This window comes from Bacteroides celer (assembly GCF_002632415.2).
Lineage (GTDB): Bacteria > Bacteroidota > Bacteroidia > Bacteroidales > Bacteroidaceae > Bacteroides.
Genome location: NZ_CP178209.1, coordinates 58,049 through 74,754, shown reverse-complemented (window position 1 = coordinate 74,754; position 16,706 = coordinate 58,049). Strand labels below are relative to the sequence as shown.

The following is a 16,706-nucleotide window of genomic DNA, read 5'->3' as shown; positions in this document are numbered from 1 at the left end:
AGCACGTTATTCCCAACCCTGATTATTCATTAGATTCTTATTCTTTTCCAGCTCTGCATACGGTAGCGGCATGAAATAGTTTTTCACTTCATATTTCCGTTGTTCCACTTTCTGTACTTTGAAGCTGAATGTACCATCTTCCTTACGGGTAACGGTAACACCCTCCACCTCTTCGTTCAACGGCAATACCCAACGACGCATATCAAAATAACGATGATTCTCGAAAGTAAATTCCAAGCGACGTTCGTTCTGAATCAACTTTCTGAACGAGTCCTTACTTTGAGCCATTTCATCCAGATAAAGATCAAAATTGATACCCCCGGCTTGCGAACGGATTGTTTTCAATATTTCGTATGCAGAATACAGGCATCCTTCGGCTTTCACCGTCGGGTTGCCCCAAGCCTCATTAGCAGCTTCGGCAAAGTTAAGAAGAACTTCCGATTTTCGTAACAAAGGATTGTAATGAACCGAGTTTAAAGTCTGAATCGGATTCAGCATAGCCGATTTCTTGGAAACGAATTTAGCCAGATAATAACCCGTACGTGTAGCATTCTCACTAAACGAAGGAGAATCTTTTCCACCCTCGGACATATCCAACGGCTGGCCGGAATCGCCAAATGTAGCACTATGATAGTAGACATTCAGTGCAAAGCGATTATCCAGTACGGCATAAAGCTGCGTCAGATCGAAATCAGGATCAGACAGATTGACACCGGAACGGACATCGGTTGCCGGATAACCATTCTTCGCATAAAAAGCCTTTACCAGATTATGAGAAGGAGTGGCACGGGCACTTCCGTAGTAGAATGGCGGGAAATGGTAACCTTCCAATAGGTTATTATTAAAATATCTGCGGAAAGCATAATCGGAACTTTCCGTCTGAACATCGGCAATGGAAGAAGCCGTAACAGGAACATAAGTTCCGAAACCTTCCATGCCCAGAATTTTATTGATCTCTTTGGCTACCGCTTCCCATTTTGCCTGATAAACCGTAGGGTTCAGTATTTCGAATTGTCCCATGCCGGTGATCTTCGTCACATCATCATCCTGCATGGCAGGGCTTGCGCTATATAAAAGCGCACGACTTTTCAGAACAGCTGCCGCCGCTTTCGTGGCACGACCGATTTGTGTATTACCAAACTCCAGGTCATCTCCCTGATACACATTCGGTAATAACTCGATGGCATTATCCAAATCGTTAACGATAAAATCGACTGTTGCCTGATAAGTAGGACGAAGAAATTCACCGTTCTGCGCGGCCTCATCCTGCGAAATAAAATGATCTGCCAACGGAATACCCAATGCTTTTCCATTCTTCGCCTTTCCGCCATACATCTTCAATAGCTCAAAATGCCACCATGCACGCAGGAAATACGATTCACCTTCCAGACGCAGCTTGATTTGCTTGTCCACTTCCGGGTCGGTACGGTTGTACTGCACCTGGTCGGTCAAGCCGTTTTCGAGGAAAGAGTTTACATAGTTCAGCATGTTGTACGCATTGCTCCAATTTCCGATCGGGTTGTTAAACGCTGTCATCCCACCCATATTTAATTTATAGACAGAAGAGCTGCGCAGATTAGTCACTGCATTATCGGTAGCACAATCCAGAAAGTTATCTTCAAAACAATCCGGACGGTTGGCTATGCCATTATAAGCTTTATATAGTACGCCTTGAGCAAGTTCCGGCACTCTCCAGGTATCAGAGTCTCCGATCTGCCATGTCACCTTTGTATCCAATGTGTCGTCACAAGCACAAAAGAGAAACAGACCTGCTAAAACGCAACTTCCTAATATATGTTTCATATTGCCATCTATTAATTGTTCAAAATTAAAATACAAAAGAGACTCCGCCTGTAAAAGTACGTGTCACCGGGTAGTTTGTCACACCGGCATTCAGCAGTTCAGGATCCAGATCTTTCACGGAAGAAAGGACAAATAAGTTTGCACCACGAGCGAAAACCTTCATCTTCTTCACTACCGAACTTGGGGAGAACTGATTGAACGTGTAGCTCAATTCAACATTCTTCATACGGAAGAAGCTTGTATTCTTCAACCAGAAAGAAGAATTGCGGAAATTGTTCTCACCGGCAGTGGTTGTCAGGCGCGGATAACTTCCGGTCGGATTGTTTGCCGGATGATAACGGTCTAATGCCAGTTTGGAGTATTTACCTTCTCCATTATTCCAGTAATAAGCATTCGTTGCCCAAGTGTGAACGCCCAGTTCGGAGTATCCCTGAAGATACAAGCCCCAACCTTTGTAGCTTACGCTGAAGTCAATGCCCAATGTGGTACGCGGGAATGAATTTCCGAGTTCCTTTACGTCACGACCATCAATAATCTTATCGCCGTTCAGGTCTTTGTAGGCGATGTCGCCTTCCTGATAATCGGCAAACGTCTGGGGGACATGTCCGTTGATGGCTACATCTTTGCCAAATAATCCTTCGGCAACCAGTCCCATCATAGCATCGGTAGAACGCCCCACTGTATAACGGTATTCTTCACCATGTTTCACCTGGTTCCATTTCAATACTTTATTCTTTGACCATACGAAATTGGCTCCTACCGAATAAGACCAGTCGTTGATACGGTCGCTCCAGGTGAACATTCCTTCTATACCATGATTCAAGACGGAGCCCATGTTATCCTGGTAGGTAAAGTTGCCAGTATAATCCCCGTAAGAGGCATCGACAGAAGCAATGATGTCCGTATGTTTCTCACGGAAATAGTTTATTTCGGTATATAAGCGGTTATTCAGGAACAGGCCTTCCACACCAATGTTCCATTCTGCTGCCTTTTCCCATTTCAGGTTCGGATTGCCCGCACGGACAAAAGTGGAATAGTAAGCCGTAGCGCCATTGTTCGTTGTTCCGAACCGGAAGCTGCCGTCTTGCGACCAGGCACGTTCATACAATAAATGTTCCGTGCTTCTGTCATAGCCCAATATACCGGCGCTGGTTTTCAGTTTCAGGAAGTTCACGTATTCATTGTCTTTCAGGAAATCTTCATTGCTTAGAATCCAGGCAAGGCCGCCCGCTGCCGAGAAGAAGTATTTATTTCCCGGTTTGAAACGGTTGCTTCCCATCAATGCCATGTCGGCTTCCACAGCATAACGGCGGTCATACATATAGTTTAAGCGCAATGCGTAGTTTGCATTGATGATGTCCTGGGTCACTCCCTGATTCGTTGTTTTCGAGTACATGTAAGTCAGCCGTGCCGATACATCATGCTTTTGGTTGAATGTATTCTCATAACCGGCAAAAGCATTCCATCCCAATGTCTGTTGCAAGGTAGTCGACTTCCGGCTTTGTGAAGTGGCTACATCTGTTTTCTTCATCTGGGTGTACATGATTTGTTCCTCACCGGCAAAGTCACGGTATGTCTTGATGGCATACGTCGGATAGACTTTGCTCAAAGAGAGTTGTAAGTAATCATAGTTGTCGAAAGAAAGGAAAGCACCGGCTTTCAATCCTTTTGTCAGCATATCAAGATCAAATTTCAAACCGATATTGGTCTGGCTGCGTGTATAGCGTTCGTCTGTATATCCTCCGTACATGGTTTCCGCATAAGCATTCATCGGCTGCCGGAGACTTGCACCGAATAAAGGAATCCCGTCCGAACCGCCTGCCAGTCCGGTTTCTTCCGGTGACATTGTCAGCGGGTATTCATTCGGACGATGAGTAGACAAGGCCGTAAATACCTGTCCGCAGTCCAGTTGCCCCCATTTACGCATTTCCATACGTCCGGCCACGTCTGCAGATATAGTCAGGAAATCCGTTACGTTGAAGTCGAGGTTTCCGCGAAGCGTCAGGCGGTTCAGTTGCGGAGTATAGCCAACGTCTTCAAATCCGCTCCCTCCTACATATCCGGCAATCAGCGCATAACGCACCCTGTCAGTACCACCCGTCATATCGAATGAAACTTTCCGGTAATTAGCGTTCTGGTTCAATAGCTGGTCGGCCAGATCGACGTTCGGGTAGAGCAGGTCATTGGCTCCTTTGGAGTTTTTATATCCTTCCAGTTGTTTTTGGTTATAGTAAGGAGTCATCCCGTCATTGGCACGCGCTTCATTATACAGATTAGCATACTGATAGGAATTCAGGAAATCCGGTGTGCGTGTCATCTGCACCACTCCTACTTCGGCAGTGGCATTATAAATACGGCGGTTGGCCTTTCCTCTGCGAGTAGTCACCCACAGCACACCATTCGCCGCACGTGCTCCGTAGAGAATCTTGGCAGTGGCATCTTTCAGCAACTCGATACGTTCGATTTCTTCAGGAATCAAATCCGCTGCCGGACGCTCCACACCGTCGATAATAACGATAGCCGTATTCTCCGACATACCATGCTGGCCACGGATAAATAAATCAGGCGTATTATTTCCCAATCCGCTGACCGTAGAGCGGACCTGTAAACCTAACATTTTACCTTGCAGCATATTCGTCAGAGTCAAATCCGGAAATGTTCCGAACTGTCCGTTCTCCAGTACGCTCGTTGCACCTACTTCATTTCCTTTATATGTCTTTCCGCCATCGGCTCTGTTCACCAGCGATTCTTCAGTCAGGAACAGGGGTTCTTTCTTCAGAACAATCTTTTCAGGCACTATATTGCTGCCCGACAGTTTATACACCTTATCCTCATATCCCAAAGCTTCGACCATGACGGTTGCATCATTCTCCACTTTCGTCTGAAAACGTCCCTTTGCATCTGTATATAGAACGACTGCACCTTCTCCACAAATGATAGAAACATTCTTCAACGGGCTACCTTTCTCGTCGGTAACAATAGAAACTATTTCCACCAGAGGCTTCTTCGCCGACTTTCTCTTTGATTTATTCTGCGCGAAAGTCAGATTAGAGCCAACGATAAGGACAAATATCAGCCCTATCAGTCTTATATATCTATTATTGTTTCTCATATACTTTTCTTTATTTTAGGTATCACCATCCGGGGTTCTGTTGAAGATTATCCAAAGCCGCCACTTCATCCATCGGTAGCGGATACCAATAATTACGCTTGTTAAACGTCCGCACGGCTGTCCTCACCGGAACATACTCATAAGTGAAGTCGGTCAACTTATAAGTACAGGCTTTTTCCACTTTCAACTGGTCGGGAGTATAAGAATGGTTAATCGGGGTGGCTTTAACGCCCATAATCGGATATTCACCCTTAAACAAGTCTTCAGCAATCATCCAACGGCGGATATCGTACCAGCGATGTCCTTCGAACATCAATTCCACACTACGTTCCCGGCGATAAGCTTCTCTAAAGTCCACTCCATCCGGCAGTTCACCGATTCCGGCCCTTACGCGGATTTTATTCAATGCCTGACGGGCCGACATCGTACAACCTGTCACTATTGCATCCGGATCACCTGTCGCTTCATAAGAAGCCTCTGCCATATCCAGATAAACCTGTGAAACGCGAATGTACACAGCCACCAAGCGATATAACTGGAAACCTGCATCACCAAACAAAGGAACACTTGCTTCCGGCCAGATAAACTTCTTACACATATATCCGGTTTGCTGGGAACCTCTCGTAAACTGGTTGGTAGAAATAAAGTTCTCGGAATAACCGCCCGAATAAGTGGTCACATAATAAGGAACACCCTGCAAATTCTTTCCCCACTGTTCACCGGGGACAAGGATATTGTTAGTGAGACGAGGATCTCTATCCGAATAAGGATCGGTAGTTTTTACCGCATCATAACCGGAACGCGGATCGGTGATTGGATAGTACTTGCCATCAGCTCCCATGCGTTCGTACATATCTACCGCATTTTGTGTCGGAGCATTATAAGGAGTACCTTCGGCACCGGTCTTGTTATCATAAGGTTGCGTCAACCACTGCGCTCTGACGAAAGCCGACCAGTTGCCGTGGTGCCAACGCAGGAACCATAAGTATTCCGGCTGTGCGAACTGGTTGGAATTAGGCATTAACTGAATACTGCGGTATTCGTCATGATTCATCAGACGATAATATTCGTGGCTTTCGATAGCATTGATAGCCTTCTGCGCACTACGGGCAGCCTCGGCAGCCATTTCTTTTCCATATCCTTTATTTTCAATCGAATTCAGGTCATTCTGCATCAAAGGGCTGGCCGCATAAAGTTGTGTCATTGCTTTTAATGCCATAGCACCCACTCTGTCAGGCCGTCCATGCTCAACATCCGACCAGCTTAATGGCAAATATTCAATGGCTTTATCCAGATCAGTCTGCATCCAGGCATTGGATTCCTGATAAGTTTTACGGGGGAAGTCGAAGTCGTCCGATGCTCCCCAAAGCTGGTCAAAGATAGGCATTCCACCATATCGTTTGATAATTTCAAAATAGAAATAGGCACGCAGGAAATGAGCCTGTCCCAGCAATTTTCTTTTCTGGTCTTCCGTAATCGATTTCACCTGATCGACTCCGTTAATCACACGGTTCACGATACGAAGTCCGGTATAAGCACGCGAAATAGCACTTTTGAAATTCGCTCCATCACTTTTACTTCCTATTTCGAAACGTGTACTCGCATTCTCCAGCCAGTTGCCTGCATTGACAAACTTCGACGGGTCATCATCGCGGACAGACGCATATTCATCGGATAAATTACCTACCGTTACATACGTATTTGAATAGGAGTTGATACCATGTGTGAAGATTAATATATCACCATTCAGAAAAATGCGGTCCATGAACCCTAATAAGCTGTTATAGTCTTTATAAACATCATCTTCGGAAAGTCCGTCATCAGGGGAGCGGTCCAGGTAGTCCTCACAACTTCCGAAAAACAACCCCAGCATAATGATCCATATCCAATTCAACTTATGTCTTCTCATATCAGTAAATTTAAAGTGTCTCATAATCCTAATCTAAAACCAATATTATAACGTCTCACCATCGGATACACATTCTGTCCCGAATGCTCCGGGTCACGACGTGAATCGCCTTTCGAGAATGTCAGCAGATTGGTACCGTTGATATATATCTGCAGCTTTGTCAGATGCACAGGTTGTAGCCAGCGTTTCGGAATCTCATAATTCACTTCCAGATTCTTCAGACGAAGATAAGCATGGTTGGTATACGTATAAGTACTACCCACCGAGTTGTAGTTTCTCTGTACATGAATACTGGGGCGAACGGCTCCGCTCTGAATCGGGGCATCGGCTGTCCATGTGTTCAATGTATTGGGTTGAGCTTTGATGTTACCTGCAGGGAAATCCCATAAGTAAGACGGAATCGCTTCCTTATAAACATCCATGGCACTGTACCACAACATATTGAATCCAAATCCTTTGTAAGAACCTCCCAGCGTAAATCCGAGGGTAGTTACCGGATAGTTCAGGTCTTTCATCGGAACCATATCTTTAGCATCGATCATACCGTCTCCGTTGTAATCAATGTAATACAAGTCACCGGGAATCAGTGTGTTGTGTGCACCGTTGGCAATGGTAGACTGCGCCGAGTTATAAATGTCATCCAACGACTGGAAGTTACCTGTTGCCAGGTACTTGTTTACGTATCCGATTGATTTCCCGGCTTTCTTCAGATATTCACTCTGATTCTTCGGGTCGTCAATAAAGACGATACGGTTCTCGCTGGTGGCAAAATTGAATTTCGCGTAATAATTGAACTTTCCAATCCGATCGTTCCAGGCAATATCCAGTTCGAGACCGTGATTTTTCGTCTTACCCAGATTCACCTGCGGGAAAGCGATACCACTGTCCGCCCAAGACGGAATCGTGTTACGCGTCATCAGAATGTTATTACGCTTTTCATCGAATAAATCCAACGTAAAGTTCAACTTGCCCCACAAACCTATCTCGATACCGATATTCTGTTTAACGGATTCTTCCCAGGTAGCATCCGGGTCGGCCAGCTTGCCTTCTTTATACAAAGGTCCCCAATTACTGGTCTGATATTTACCGAACTGTGTATTTTCGGAGAGTTGCTCGAATTTCTGAATATAGTTGAAACGGGTAGCACCTTTATCATTACCCACCACACCATACGAATAACGCACTTTCAGGTTGGTCAGTATTCCTTTGGTCCATTTCTTTACCCAAGGCTCTTCACTGATACGCCAACCGATAGAAGCGGACGGGAAAAAACCGAAGCGGTGTCCCGGAGCAAATTTTTCCGAGCCGGTATAAGCACCGTTAAACTCGGCCAGGTAACGTTCTTTGAAGTTGTAAGTCACACGACCCACCCAGTCTTCTTCATAAGCCGGGAAGTTCATAACGGCCACATTATCACTAGTCGATTCGTTCATCTTACGGTTGAACACAAACAAGGCACTTACATCATGGTCGCCAAACTGACGGTTGTAATTCAATGCCACTTCATAATACAACTTACGTCCGTAAGCCTTGAATCCGTCATAAGCACCACCGACAGGTAAATCTCCAGGGGCGTTTTCATCCGGATAGCGTTTCTCCGTATAATTATAAGTAATGGTTCCATCGGGATTGTAAATAGGATTGGCATAATCATACACACGATTGATACGGATATGCGTACGTTGAGCAACCAAATCATCTTTACCCAGAATCTTACCCGGCATAATCTGGGTACTCCATGATGAAGAAGTGGTATAAGACAAGGATGCTTTCAATGATAATCCTTTAGTGATAAAGTCCAGTTTCTGATTCAGGATCACGTCATAGAAACCTTGGTGTTGCTTAATGTTACGACTCCCCCCTTCTGTCATCAGACAGACAATGTTCTGATCGGAGCTTAACCCGTCTCCCCATATTCCATTGCTGTATTTAATCGGAAACTCATTACTCGGAGCTGTGAAGAACGTTCCAAAAAAACGTTCATCCGGAGAATCGACATTCTCATAATAGGACGGTTGATTCTGATAACCCATCTTACCGGCCACATTGAATGACAGTTTGGTAGTATTCGTTATATTGAAGTCGAAATTACTACGCCAGTTATAGCGGCGATAGGAGAAAGAAGGATCAAATTCCTCCTGTTTGGTCGTATTAAAGATATCGCCGTCATGCAGATAACCCAAAGAAACGAAATAACTCATTTTCTTCGTACCACCCCGCACATTCAGGTTGTAGTTCTGCTCGTAACCTACATTCTTTACCATTTCTTTCCACCAGTCCACTTGCGGGAAAGCGTCATTGTAAGGGCCATAGTTTCCGGTAGCATACGCATTTTCCCATGCGGCAATAGTAGATTCGGGAACCAGTGCCCCCCAGTTGGCATCATTCGCCTGGGCTCTGTTATACTGTTTCATGGAAGTCACATAGTCCGACCATTCGGGAGCGGCAGACGGTTGTTTGAAACCAAAGTTGGCAGTGAATGAAATCTCCGGTTTCTGTTCCAGTCCCCGCTTGGTGGTAAGCAAGATAACGCCGTTCGCACCTTTCACACCGTAAACAGCAGTGGCCGAAGCATCTTTCAATACAGAAATGGATTCTATTTCGTTCACATCGACATCATTGAAATCACGCTCGATACCGTCCACCAACACAAGCGGAGCAGCTTCTCCCCAAGTAGACTTACCGCGAATCAACAAAGAGGCCTTGTCGGCTCCCGGCTTCGAAGTAGAGTTGATGGCAACCACACCGGGCATCTGACCTTGCAAAGCTTCGGACACGGAGTTCACGCTACCTACCTTTAACAAGTCGTCTCCCTTTGCCGTAGCAATGGAACCCACACTGGATACCTTTTTCTGAACACCATATCCTACCACTACAACTTCCTCCAGTGTCTCCGCATCCTCTCCCAAAGAGATGACTCCCAACGTTGTCTTATTCTTTAAATCCAGTTCCAGAGTTTTATAGCCCACATAAGAAATGACAAGTATGTCTCCTTTCGATGCTTTCACGGAAAAATTACCGTCAAAATCAGTAATCGTACCGCTGCCTGTACCCTTCACGCGAACGCTGACACCAATCATCGGTTCGCCGGATACTGCATCCTTCACTTGTCCCTTCCAATAGATTTGTTGTGCATGCACACTTAATGTACAAAGCAAAAAGCAACAAAGACAGAAGAAAGAAAAATAAAGTCTGTTCCTTTTCATAAACATTATTTTTAACTGTTAACAAATTCTTTATCTCATAGCACAAATTAAGCGGGAAAATCTTCAAATGAAAGGGAAGAATCTCCTTAAAACCCGTACAAATGTGCAAAATAGATTTCTCTACTACATTTCTGAACAAATCACTTCCACATTGGCTTTATGACGTGTTCTTTGTCTACGGTGATACTGTATAAACCGTCATTTCCTTTCTCCAGGATGAGCGGAACAATACGTGTTTTACGAGGCTGCACGGTAGAATCCGAACGATGGACATGATAGACATAATAGTATTTTCCATCCAGCCCTTTAAACACATCTCCATGTCCCGATCCGTTTTCTCCTACCAGGCTACGATGAATGATCGGACTGTTCGGATGCTTCTTCCACGGACCGAAAGGAGAAGTAGCAGTAGCATAGCCCACCGCATAGTCAATATTCATAAAATGATTGGCGGAATAGAACAGGTAATACACCCCGTCCCACTTCATTACCGTCGGTCCTTCCATCACCGGTGCGGACTTGTAGTTCGGAGTCTTTTCCCAAGGCTCTGTGCAGTTCATACATTGTTTCAACGTTTCCGGTTTGATGCTTCCCTTCTTCATGTCAAACTCGGCTACCCAAAGGTAATTTCCTTTATTAAAGCGGACATGATACAGGTAGTATTTCCCATCATCATCCTTAAACAGAAAGGAGTCGATATTTTTGGCGGAAGCATCTATCGGTCTGACTTCTTTCTGCCGGAAAGGACCGAATACCGATTTTGAAGAAGCAATCACCGTTTGCTCATTGGCGGTATAAGTGAAATAATAGGTCCCTTTTTCCTTAAAATATTGAGGTGCCCAGAACCCTTTTTCGCCATACGTGCGGTCACCTTTCCGAAGAATCAGTTGCAGGGAACTGCCGTTGGGCACTGTCCAATGCTCCAAATCGGTCGATTCGAGAATGGAAAAGCCCAGCGGTTCCTGGTTGCGCGTACCGGTGAGGTAATACTTTCCGTTCTCTACAAAGATAGTAGGGTCGGCAAAAGATATTTCTTTCCAATCGTCAGCCTGCAGTTGGGAGACGGACATCAATGTCGCTCCCAAAGCAAGTGTCATTCGTAAGAGGATTTTATTGAATGTATTCATCAGTCTATAATTATTATGCTATTTCCTGTTAGTTCAGTTCCCATGCCAAACGGGGTTGTTCACCGTCAAGGTTCCATATAGAATTATCCCAGTCGAGGGTACGAACGGCTTCCATCAAGTTACTGATCGTAGTCAGACCGTTGTAACGATCTACCGTAGTGATAGTACCCACGTTTACGCTGGCCTGGTCAGGCAGTGCGGGATTACCAGAGAAAACACATTCCATCATAGGATTAGCGTAACAGGAATAAGCTACATTCTGGCTATACCGTCCGCACACCTTACCCGATTTTGGCGCGGCTTGAGAGAATAAATACGTATTCCATGCCACACAGTGATGAACGGTAATACCGCTCCCGGTAGTATTGTTGGCATTACCCATGATACCTCCCACCTGATTTTGTGCCGATACATCGCAATCGCTCCAGCAGTAAGATATAGTAGAGGTTGTAGAAGCACCGGACATCGGGTGCACCCATCCTGCAATACCACCGCCCGGATTAGCTACCACCATGGGAACCGCTTTCATCACTCCGTGTGAATAGCAGTGGGAAATAGTACTTCCAAGTAACCGGCTGGCAATACCGCCGACGCATGACTGGGTAGTGATATCACCTATATGATAACACTGTTCTATAGCAGCTCCCTCACGCACTTCACCGCAAATACCACCTGCCGACCACAAAGCGGTAATCTTCGTCTCCGAACCACATTGATAAATCTTACTTTCTGCTCCGTGAAGTCGTCCGCAGATACCGCCTGCCTGACCGTCATCCCATGCATTGTTTCCCGAAGTTAAATTGATAGTGCCCGATACCCGAACATTTTCCACTATACCCGCACCGGAAACGTTACCTGCCTGCCCGGCTACAATACCCGCAAGCTTCTTATCAGCGGTAACTTGCGCGTTCGTAAACGTCACATTGGCACATCGTCCCGTCAACATACCGAAGAAGCCCTGATAACCGGATGAAGAAGATGTAATTTTCAGATTATTGATAACGTGTCCGCAGCCGTCGAAATCCACAGGTCTGACAGCAGTGGCTTCCACCGGAGTCCAGTCCATCCCTTGCAGGTCGATGTCCGCACCCAGACGTACGTAAGTAGTCTGTCCGTCTTTGAGATATTCACCGAGCTTGGCCAAGTCTTTGGGCGCAGTGATGATATATGGATTACCGATACCACCCTGTTTTTGTTGCAGATAGAAAGTCATGGTACTCTTCTCTTCGTTGACGGCAAGATCGTCAGACTTCAGTTTCAGACCGAGCACGTATTTCTTGGTGTTGTCCAGCGTAGTAAGATCATGGAAACGCAAACCGACAGCATGCAACACATCGTCACCTTTGAAGTCGAGACTGTTGGCATCCAGGTCATAGTTAGCCGCAGGCAATAGCGTGTATTCCTCGCCAAACGAGTGGGCATCGACTACTGCAAATTCCGCTTTCGCTTCCTTTTCGCAATGGCTCTTCTCTACCATAATGGTATATTCATATTCAGGCTCATCCAGATATAGGTCATACTTGCCAGTCTGATTAAGTGACAAAGTGATACCGGAATAAGTAACTTCCGCCTTTTCCGGCTGCGTCAAATCCATAACTTCACCACAGGAAACCAATGAAAACGCCATCAACGACGCTGCAATAGGAATATATCTTTTCATAATTCAATTCTTTTTTAATGATTAAAAAACAGGGATTACCATACCAACATTGTCACCTGACAACCACACTTTTCCACCATCTATCCGAACTACTTCAATCTCCATCTCTTCTTTGAGGAAAGAAACTCCCCGGAATGAGAATGCCACCCTTATTTTCTGACCGACAGTTGCAGGTTTCCCGGTAAACTTCACATGAATGTATTTGCTTTGATCCGAATTCTGCAAACGATAAGTCAGGCGCTTGGAATTGATTGCAGCCTGAACCTGTTCCTGCTCCGCAAAAGTACAAACTCCATCCAGACTATAAAATCCTATTTCGGTATATCCCGTTATATCCTTTCTATCAACCCCGTTTTCAGCATAATCCGTTTCTGCGCAAGAGGCGAAAACCAACAGGCATGCCAATAATACATATATTACTTTCATAAGCGAATAAATTTAAGATAATTACTTTCTAATGGTTGCCGACAATGTTTCTACCGATCCATCCTTATAAGTCACTTCGGCCGTAAGCACTTGTCCGTTCAGGTTCTTATTCACTATATCGATTTCCCGTCCATCCACTTTCAACTTGTAAGAAGCGGCATCAGCCGGCAAATTCAACAGTTGCACCAACGCATATCCATCCACTTGCTGATATTTCAACAAAGGAAACTCTCCCGTCACAAGCTTAGTTTTGACATCATCTTCCCACAACACACTGTCATCCGACTTCAGCAACGCTACATGATATGTTGTGCCGGGAACAAGATTTTCAACCAGTGTATAATCGCTTTCCGAATCAAGCGGCTGACGTACTACCTCTGTCCCGTTCTTGTCTGTCACCAACAACACTCCCGTCTTATCAACTCCGTTACCCCAACTAATAAATAACTCCTGTTGCCCTTCGACAAGACTGGAAATAGCCAGCCCATTTTGAGCAGCGATGAAATCAGGATATAATAATGGATTGGGATTGTAGAACCCGTTTGCATCCAGTCCTAAATAACGGGAAAAATAAATTCCTCCAAGCTCCCACATTTCAGTATTCGCATCGTAAACAGCTCTCGCCCCACCGGGAACAACGCTAAAACGCCCGGTAATGGCATACGTATCATATTTCTTGAATACCTCATAAAAAGTCTTATACCAATTCTTCGGATACCAGGAGTAACTCTCAAAAAGACTCTTGAACTCGGCAGCACTAACCGGTGTACCGGCATTCGCCTTTTCAGCTATCAGATTAAGATATTCGTAGATTTTCATTCCGGCTGTATAACCATTCTTGGTTCCCCATTCTCCCAACGCATCGGCCACATGAGGATTCAACGCACGCACCATAGAGAATTCCGTGCAAATCAGTTTTTTGGTTACACCGTACTTATTGCGGATGATCCGGAAATCATCTTCCGCCTGATTGATATTCAATGCGTGAACATGCAGGTCGAGTCCCACCACATTAGGATTGTTATTAACCACAGAGACTACCGCAGGTACCGTTTCGCTCTTCGGCAACTCGGACACACGGTTCAATGCCCCGGCATAAATATCAAATGTCCAGCCGTTCGCCTGCTTCCAAGTAGTCAGCCGATTGGCAAACTCATTCAGAAATGCCCGGTAATCATCACCGTCGGCATGACAGAGGTCGGTATCCAATGCATTTTCCCACTCCGGTTCGTTACCCATAACCAAAATGTCAATATTCTGCGCCATCTGATAAGTTTGCAGTAACACTTCCGTTGCCCGGAATATGTACTCCATCTCCTTCGTCCCTACTTTGGGAACCGTATCGGTATATAATTCAAAAGGTATTTTCAGGCTTAATATGAACTTCACGCGGTCGCCCAACGCTTTCTTGGCCTGGATAAATTTCAGTGTGGGAATATGTGTCTTGATGGCTTCTTCTTTCACACCTACAATCTTCCCGTTTTCATTTTGAAGAAACAGAGTGGGGATATTGACAAACCCTCTCACCCAATTCACTTTCGACTGCTTCAGCATCTCTATTTCCGTAATCGGGTAGTCTATATTTTCATTATAGTTCGCCCCCAAATCCTGCGCCTTTGTTCCCATTGAACATAAGAACAGCAATACAAACATTAAAAAAGCTTTCATTTTCATATACATACTTCAAGGTTAATTGTCCGACATCGAACAGAACAAAGGTAGAGAAATAAATCCCGCTAGAATAGAACGATTGTTTTATCAACTGGATTTATGTTCAGAATAAACATTTGACCTTATTTTAATGGTTCTTCTTCTACTTCACTGCGATAATAACCGTCCACTTCAGCAAAGAAATTCTGCTTCAGGGAGTCCAGAAGTTCGGGCTGTTGTGCCGCCACATTCTGATGTTGAGTCCGGTCTTTTACATTGAATAATCCGTATTCACCCAGATTACCTAATTCATTTCCGGTCAGATTTCGTTCGGAACCTTTATAAGGAGGCATCATAATCCAGTCGCCTGAACGATAAGCCATACGTCCCTGCGCTTCCAACACTACATCCTTGCGGGCAGTCTGCTCTTTTCCGAAGAAAGCATCCAGATAGTTCCGACTATCCAAACCTTCCGGCAAATCGGCATGTATCATCGAACCCAGAGAAGCGAGAATATCTACCTGGCAAACCAGTGCATCGGACACAACCGGCTGAATCTTTCCTTTCCAATAAACAAACAAAGGAATATGCGTACCACCGTCGAACAAACTATATTTACCTCCGCGCAGACCTCCGGCAGGAAGATGATCGCCTGCCAGTTCGGGAGCACCGTCTTTGTAACCGTCATTCAGAACCGGCCCGTTATCACTGGAGAAGATAATCAGTGTCTTTTCCAACAATCCTTCTTTCTTCAAGTGAGCAAGCAGTTCGCCGACACACCAGTCTGCCTCAACGATGGCATCGCCACGAGGCCCCATCGTTGTTTTGCCCACAAAGCGCTGGTGGGGAGCACGAGGTACGTGAGGTTCGTGCAAGCCATAATACAGGAAGAAAGGAGCATTTTTGTGTTCAGTCACAAAGTTCTTTACCTTATCTACAAAATAGTCGGCCATATCCTCGTCTTTCCAACGGGCTTTCTGACCGCCTTTCATATATCCGATACGGGGAATTCCGTTTACTATAGAGTTATTGTGTCCGTGTGCCCACTGCATTTTTAGCATCTCCGGATGAGAAATGGCAGTCGGTTCGCCTTCAAAATTATGCTCGTAACTTACTTCGATGGGATCAGCCGGATCGAGTCCCACGACATCGCCGTTTTCCACGTAAACGGTCGGGACACGGTCATTGGTTGCTGCAATCAGGCAAGAATAGTCGAAACCGATTTCTTTGGCACCCGGTTTGACGGTTTCGTTCCAGTTGGCATTGCCGTCTCCCATCCCCAAGTGCCACTTTCCGATAGCTCCGGTCACATAACCGCATTGCTGCATCATCTTCGGTAAGGTAAACTGATTTTCATTAATGATAAGAGGAGCATCTCCCGGCAGGATTTTTGCATCCTTATTTTTCCACGGATACATTCCGGTCATCAAAGCGTAACGGCTGGGAGTGGAAGTTGCCGAAGTGGCATATCCGTTCATGAAACAAACTCCGCCATGAGCCAGACTGTCGATATTCGGAGTATGAATCGTAGTAGAGCCGTAAGCGCTGACATCACCAAATCCCAGATCATCGGCAAGAATCACAATCACATTCGGCTTTTCTTCTACGTGCTGTGAGGTACAACCTACTAAAGACAACGTAGGAACTAGATAGATTATCTTTTTCATAATATTATGTAGTTAATAACGATGCAAATTTAGCCACCACTTATTTATTTATGTAGAACAAATGTTTAATAATGGGGAGAAATGTCCATCCTGTTGTCGATTCTTGGAATATATACGCAAACAAAAGCAAAGGCGAGACCGCAAAA

Annotated in this window: 9 protein-coding genes; all 9 read right to left on the bottom strand. The window is 45.2% G+C overall.

The genetic code is table 11. The features are described 5' to 3' along the window. Positions 1–6: 6 nt before the first annotated feature. Positions 7–1,803: a RagB/SusD family nutrient uptake outer membrane protein gene (locus tag CJF29_RS00220; protein ID WP_099146774.1), complete on the bottom strand. Its 1,797-nt coding sequence runs from the start codon at positions 1,801–1,803 to the stop codon at positions 7–9. A gap of 25 nt (positions 1,804–1,828) precedes the next feature. Next, the gene (locus tag CJF29_RS00215) at positions 1,829–4,915 is read right to left on the bottom strand and encodes a SusC/RagA family TonB-linked outer membrane protein (protein ID WP_099146775.1); all 3,087 of its coding nucleotides are present in this window, start codon (positions 4,913–4,915) and stop codon (positions 1,829–1,831) included. A gap of 22 nt (positions 4,916–4,937) precedes the next feature. Beyond that, the gene (locus CJF29_RS00210) at positions 4,938–6,824 is read right to left on the bottom strand and encodes a RagB/SusD family nutrient uptake outer membrane protein (RefSeq protein ID WP_009001286.1); all 1,887 of its coding nucleotides are present in this window, start codon (positions 6,822–6,824) and stop codon (positions 4,938–4,940) included. A gap of 20 nt (positions 6,825–6,844) precedes the next feature. Continuing rightward, the gene (locus CJF29_RS00205) at positions 6,845–10,030 is read right to left on the bottom strand and encodes a SusC/RagA family TonB-linked outer membrane protein (RefSeq protein WP_099146786.1); all 3,186 of its coding nucleotides are present in this window, start codon (positions 10,028–10,030) and stop codon (positions 6,845–6,847) included. Positions 10,031–10,170: 140 nt separating this feature from the next. After that, positions 10,171–11,157, bottom strand: a complete 987-nt coding sequence (locus CJF29_RS00200; protein WP_099146776.1) for a glycoside hydrolase family 43 protein — start codon at positions 11,155–11,157, stop codon at positions 10,171–10,173. A 28-nt stretch (positions 11,158–11,185) separates the two neighbouring features. Further along, a complete protein-coding gene (locus CJF29_RS00195) occupies positions 11,186–12,817 on the bottom strand; it encodes a DUF1735 domain-containing protein (RefSeq protein WP_099146777.1) in 1,632 nt (543 codons plus the stop codon). 21 nt (positions 12,818–12,838) lie between these two features. Next, on the bottom strand, positions 12,839–13,243 hold the full coding sequence (locus CJF29_RS00190) for a hypothetical protein (RefSeq protein ID WP_009001290.1): 405 nt from the start codon (positions 13,241–13,243) through the stop codon (positions 12,839–12,841). Positions 13,244–13,264: 21 nt separating this feature from the next. Further along, positions 13,265–14,923 carry a hypothetical protein gene (locus tag CJF29_RS00185; protein ID WP_099146778.1) on the bottom strand — a complete coding sequence of 553 codons (1,659 nt, stop codon included), beginning with the start codon at positions 14,921–14,923 and terminating at the stop codon, positions 13,265–13,267. Positions 14,924–15,036: 113 nt separating this feature from the next. Continuing rightward, positions 15,037–16,560, bottom strand: coding sequence for a sulfatase-like hydrolase/transferase (locus tag CJF29_RS00180; RefSeq protein WP_074635830.1), 1,524 nt, complete (start codon positions 16,558–16,560; stop codon positions 15,037–15,039). Positions 16,561–16,706 lie beyond the last annotated feature (146 nt).

What these genes read in the sequence shown, in the direction of transcription:
- CJF29_RS00215 (WP_099146775.1), bottom strand. Translation starts at nt 4,915, where the DNA reads ATGAGAAACAATAATAGATATATAAGACTGATAGGGCTGATATTTGTC.
- CJF29_RS00205 (WP_099146786.1), bottom strand. Translation starts at nt 10,030, where the DNA reads ATGAAAAGGAACAGACTTTATTTTTCTTTCTTCTGTCTTTGTTGCTTT.
- CJF29_RS00220 (WP_099146774.1), bottom strand. Translation starts at nt 1,803, where the DNA reads ATGAAACATATATTAGGAAGTTGCGTTTTAGCAGGTCTGTTTCTCTTT.
- CJF29_RS00190 (WP_009001290.1), bottom strand. Translation starts at nt 13,243, where the DNA reads ATGAAAGTAATATATGTATTATTGGCATGCCTGTTGGTTTTCGCCTCT.
- CJF29_RS00180 (WP_074635830.1), bottom strand. Translation starts at nt 16,560, where the DNA reads ATGAAAAAGATAATCTATCTAGTTCCTACGTTGTCTTTAGTAGGTTGT.
- CJF29_RS00195 (WP_099146777.1), bottom strand. Translation starts at nt 12,817, where the DNA reads ATGAAAAGATATATTCCTATTGCAGCGTCGTTGATGGCGTTTTCATTG.
- CJF29_RS00210 (WP_009001286.1), bottom strand. Translation starts at nt 6,824, where the DNA reads ATGAGAAGACATAAGTTGAATTGGATATGGATCATTATGCTGGGGTTG.
- CJF29_RS00185 (WP_099146778.1), bottom strand. Translation starts at nt 14,923, where the DNA reads ATGTATATGAAAATGAAAGCTTTTTTAATGTTTGTATTGCTGTTCTTA.
- CJF29_RS00200 (WP_099146776.1), bottom strand. Translation starts at nt 11,157, where the DNA reads ATGAATACATTCAATAAAATCCTCTTACGAATGACACTTGCTTTGGGA.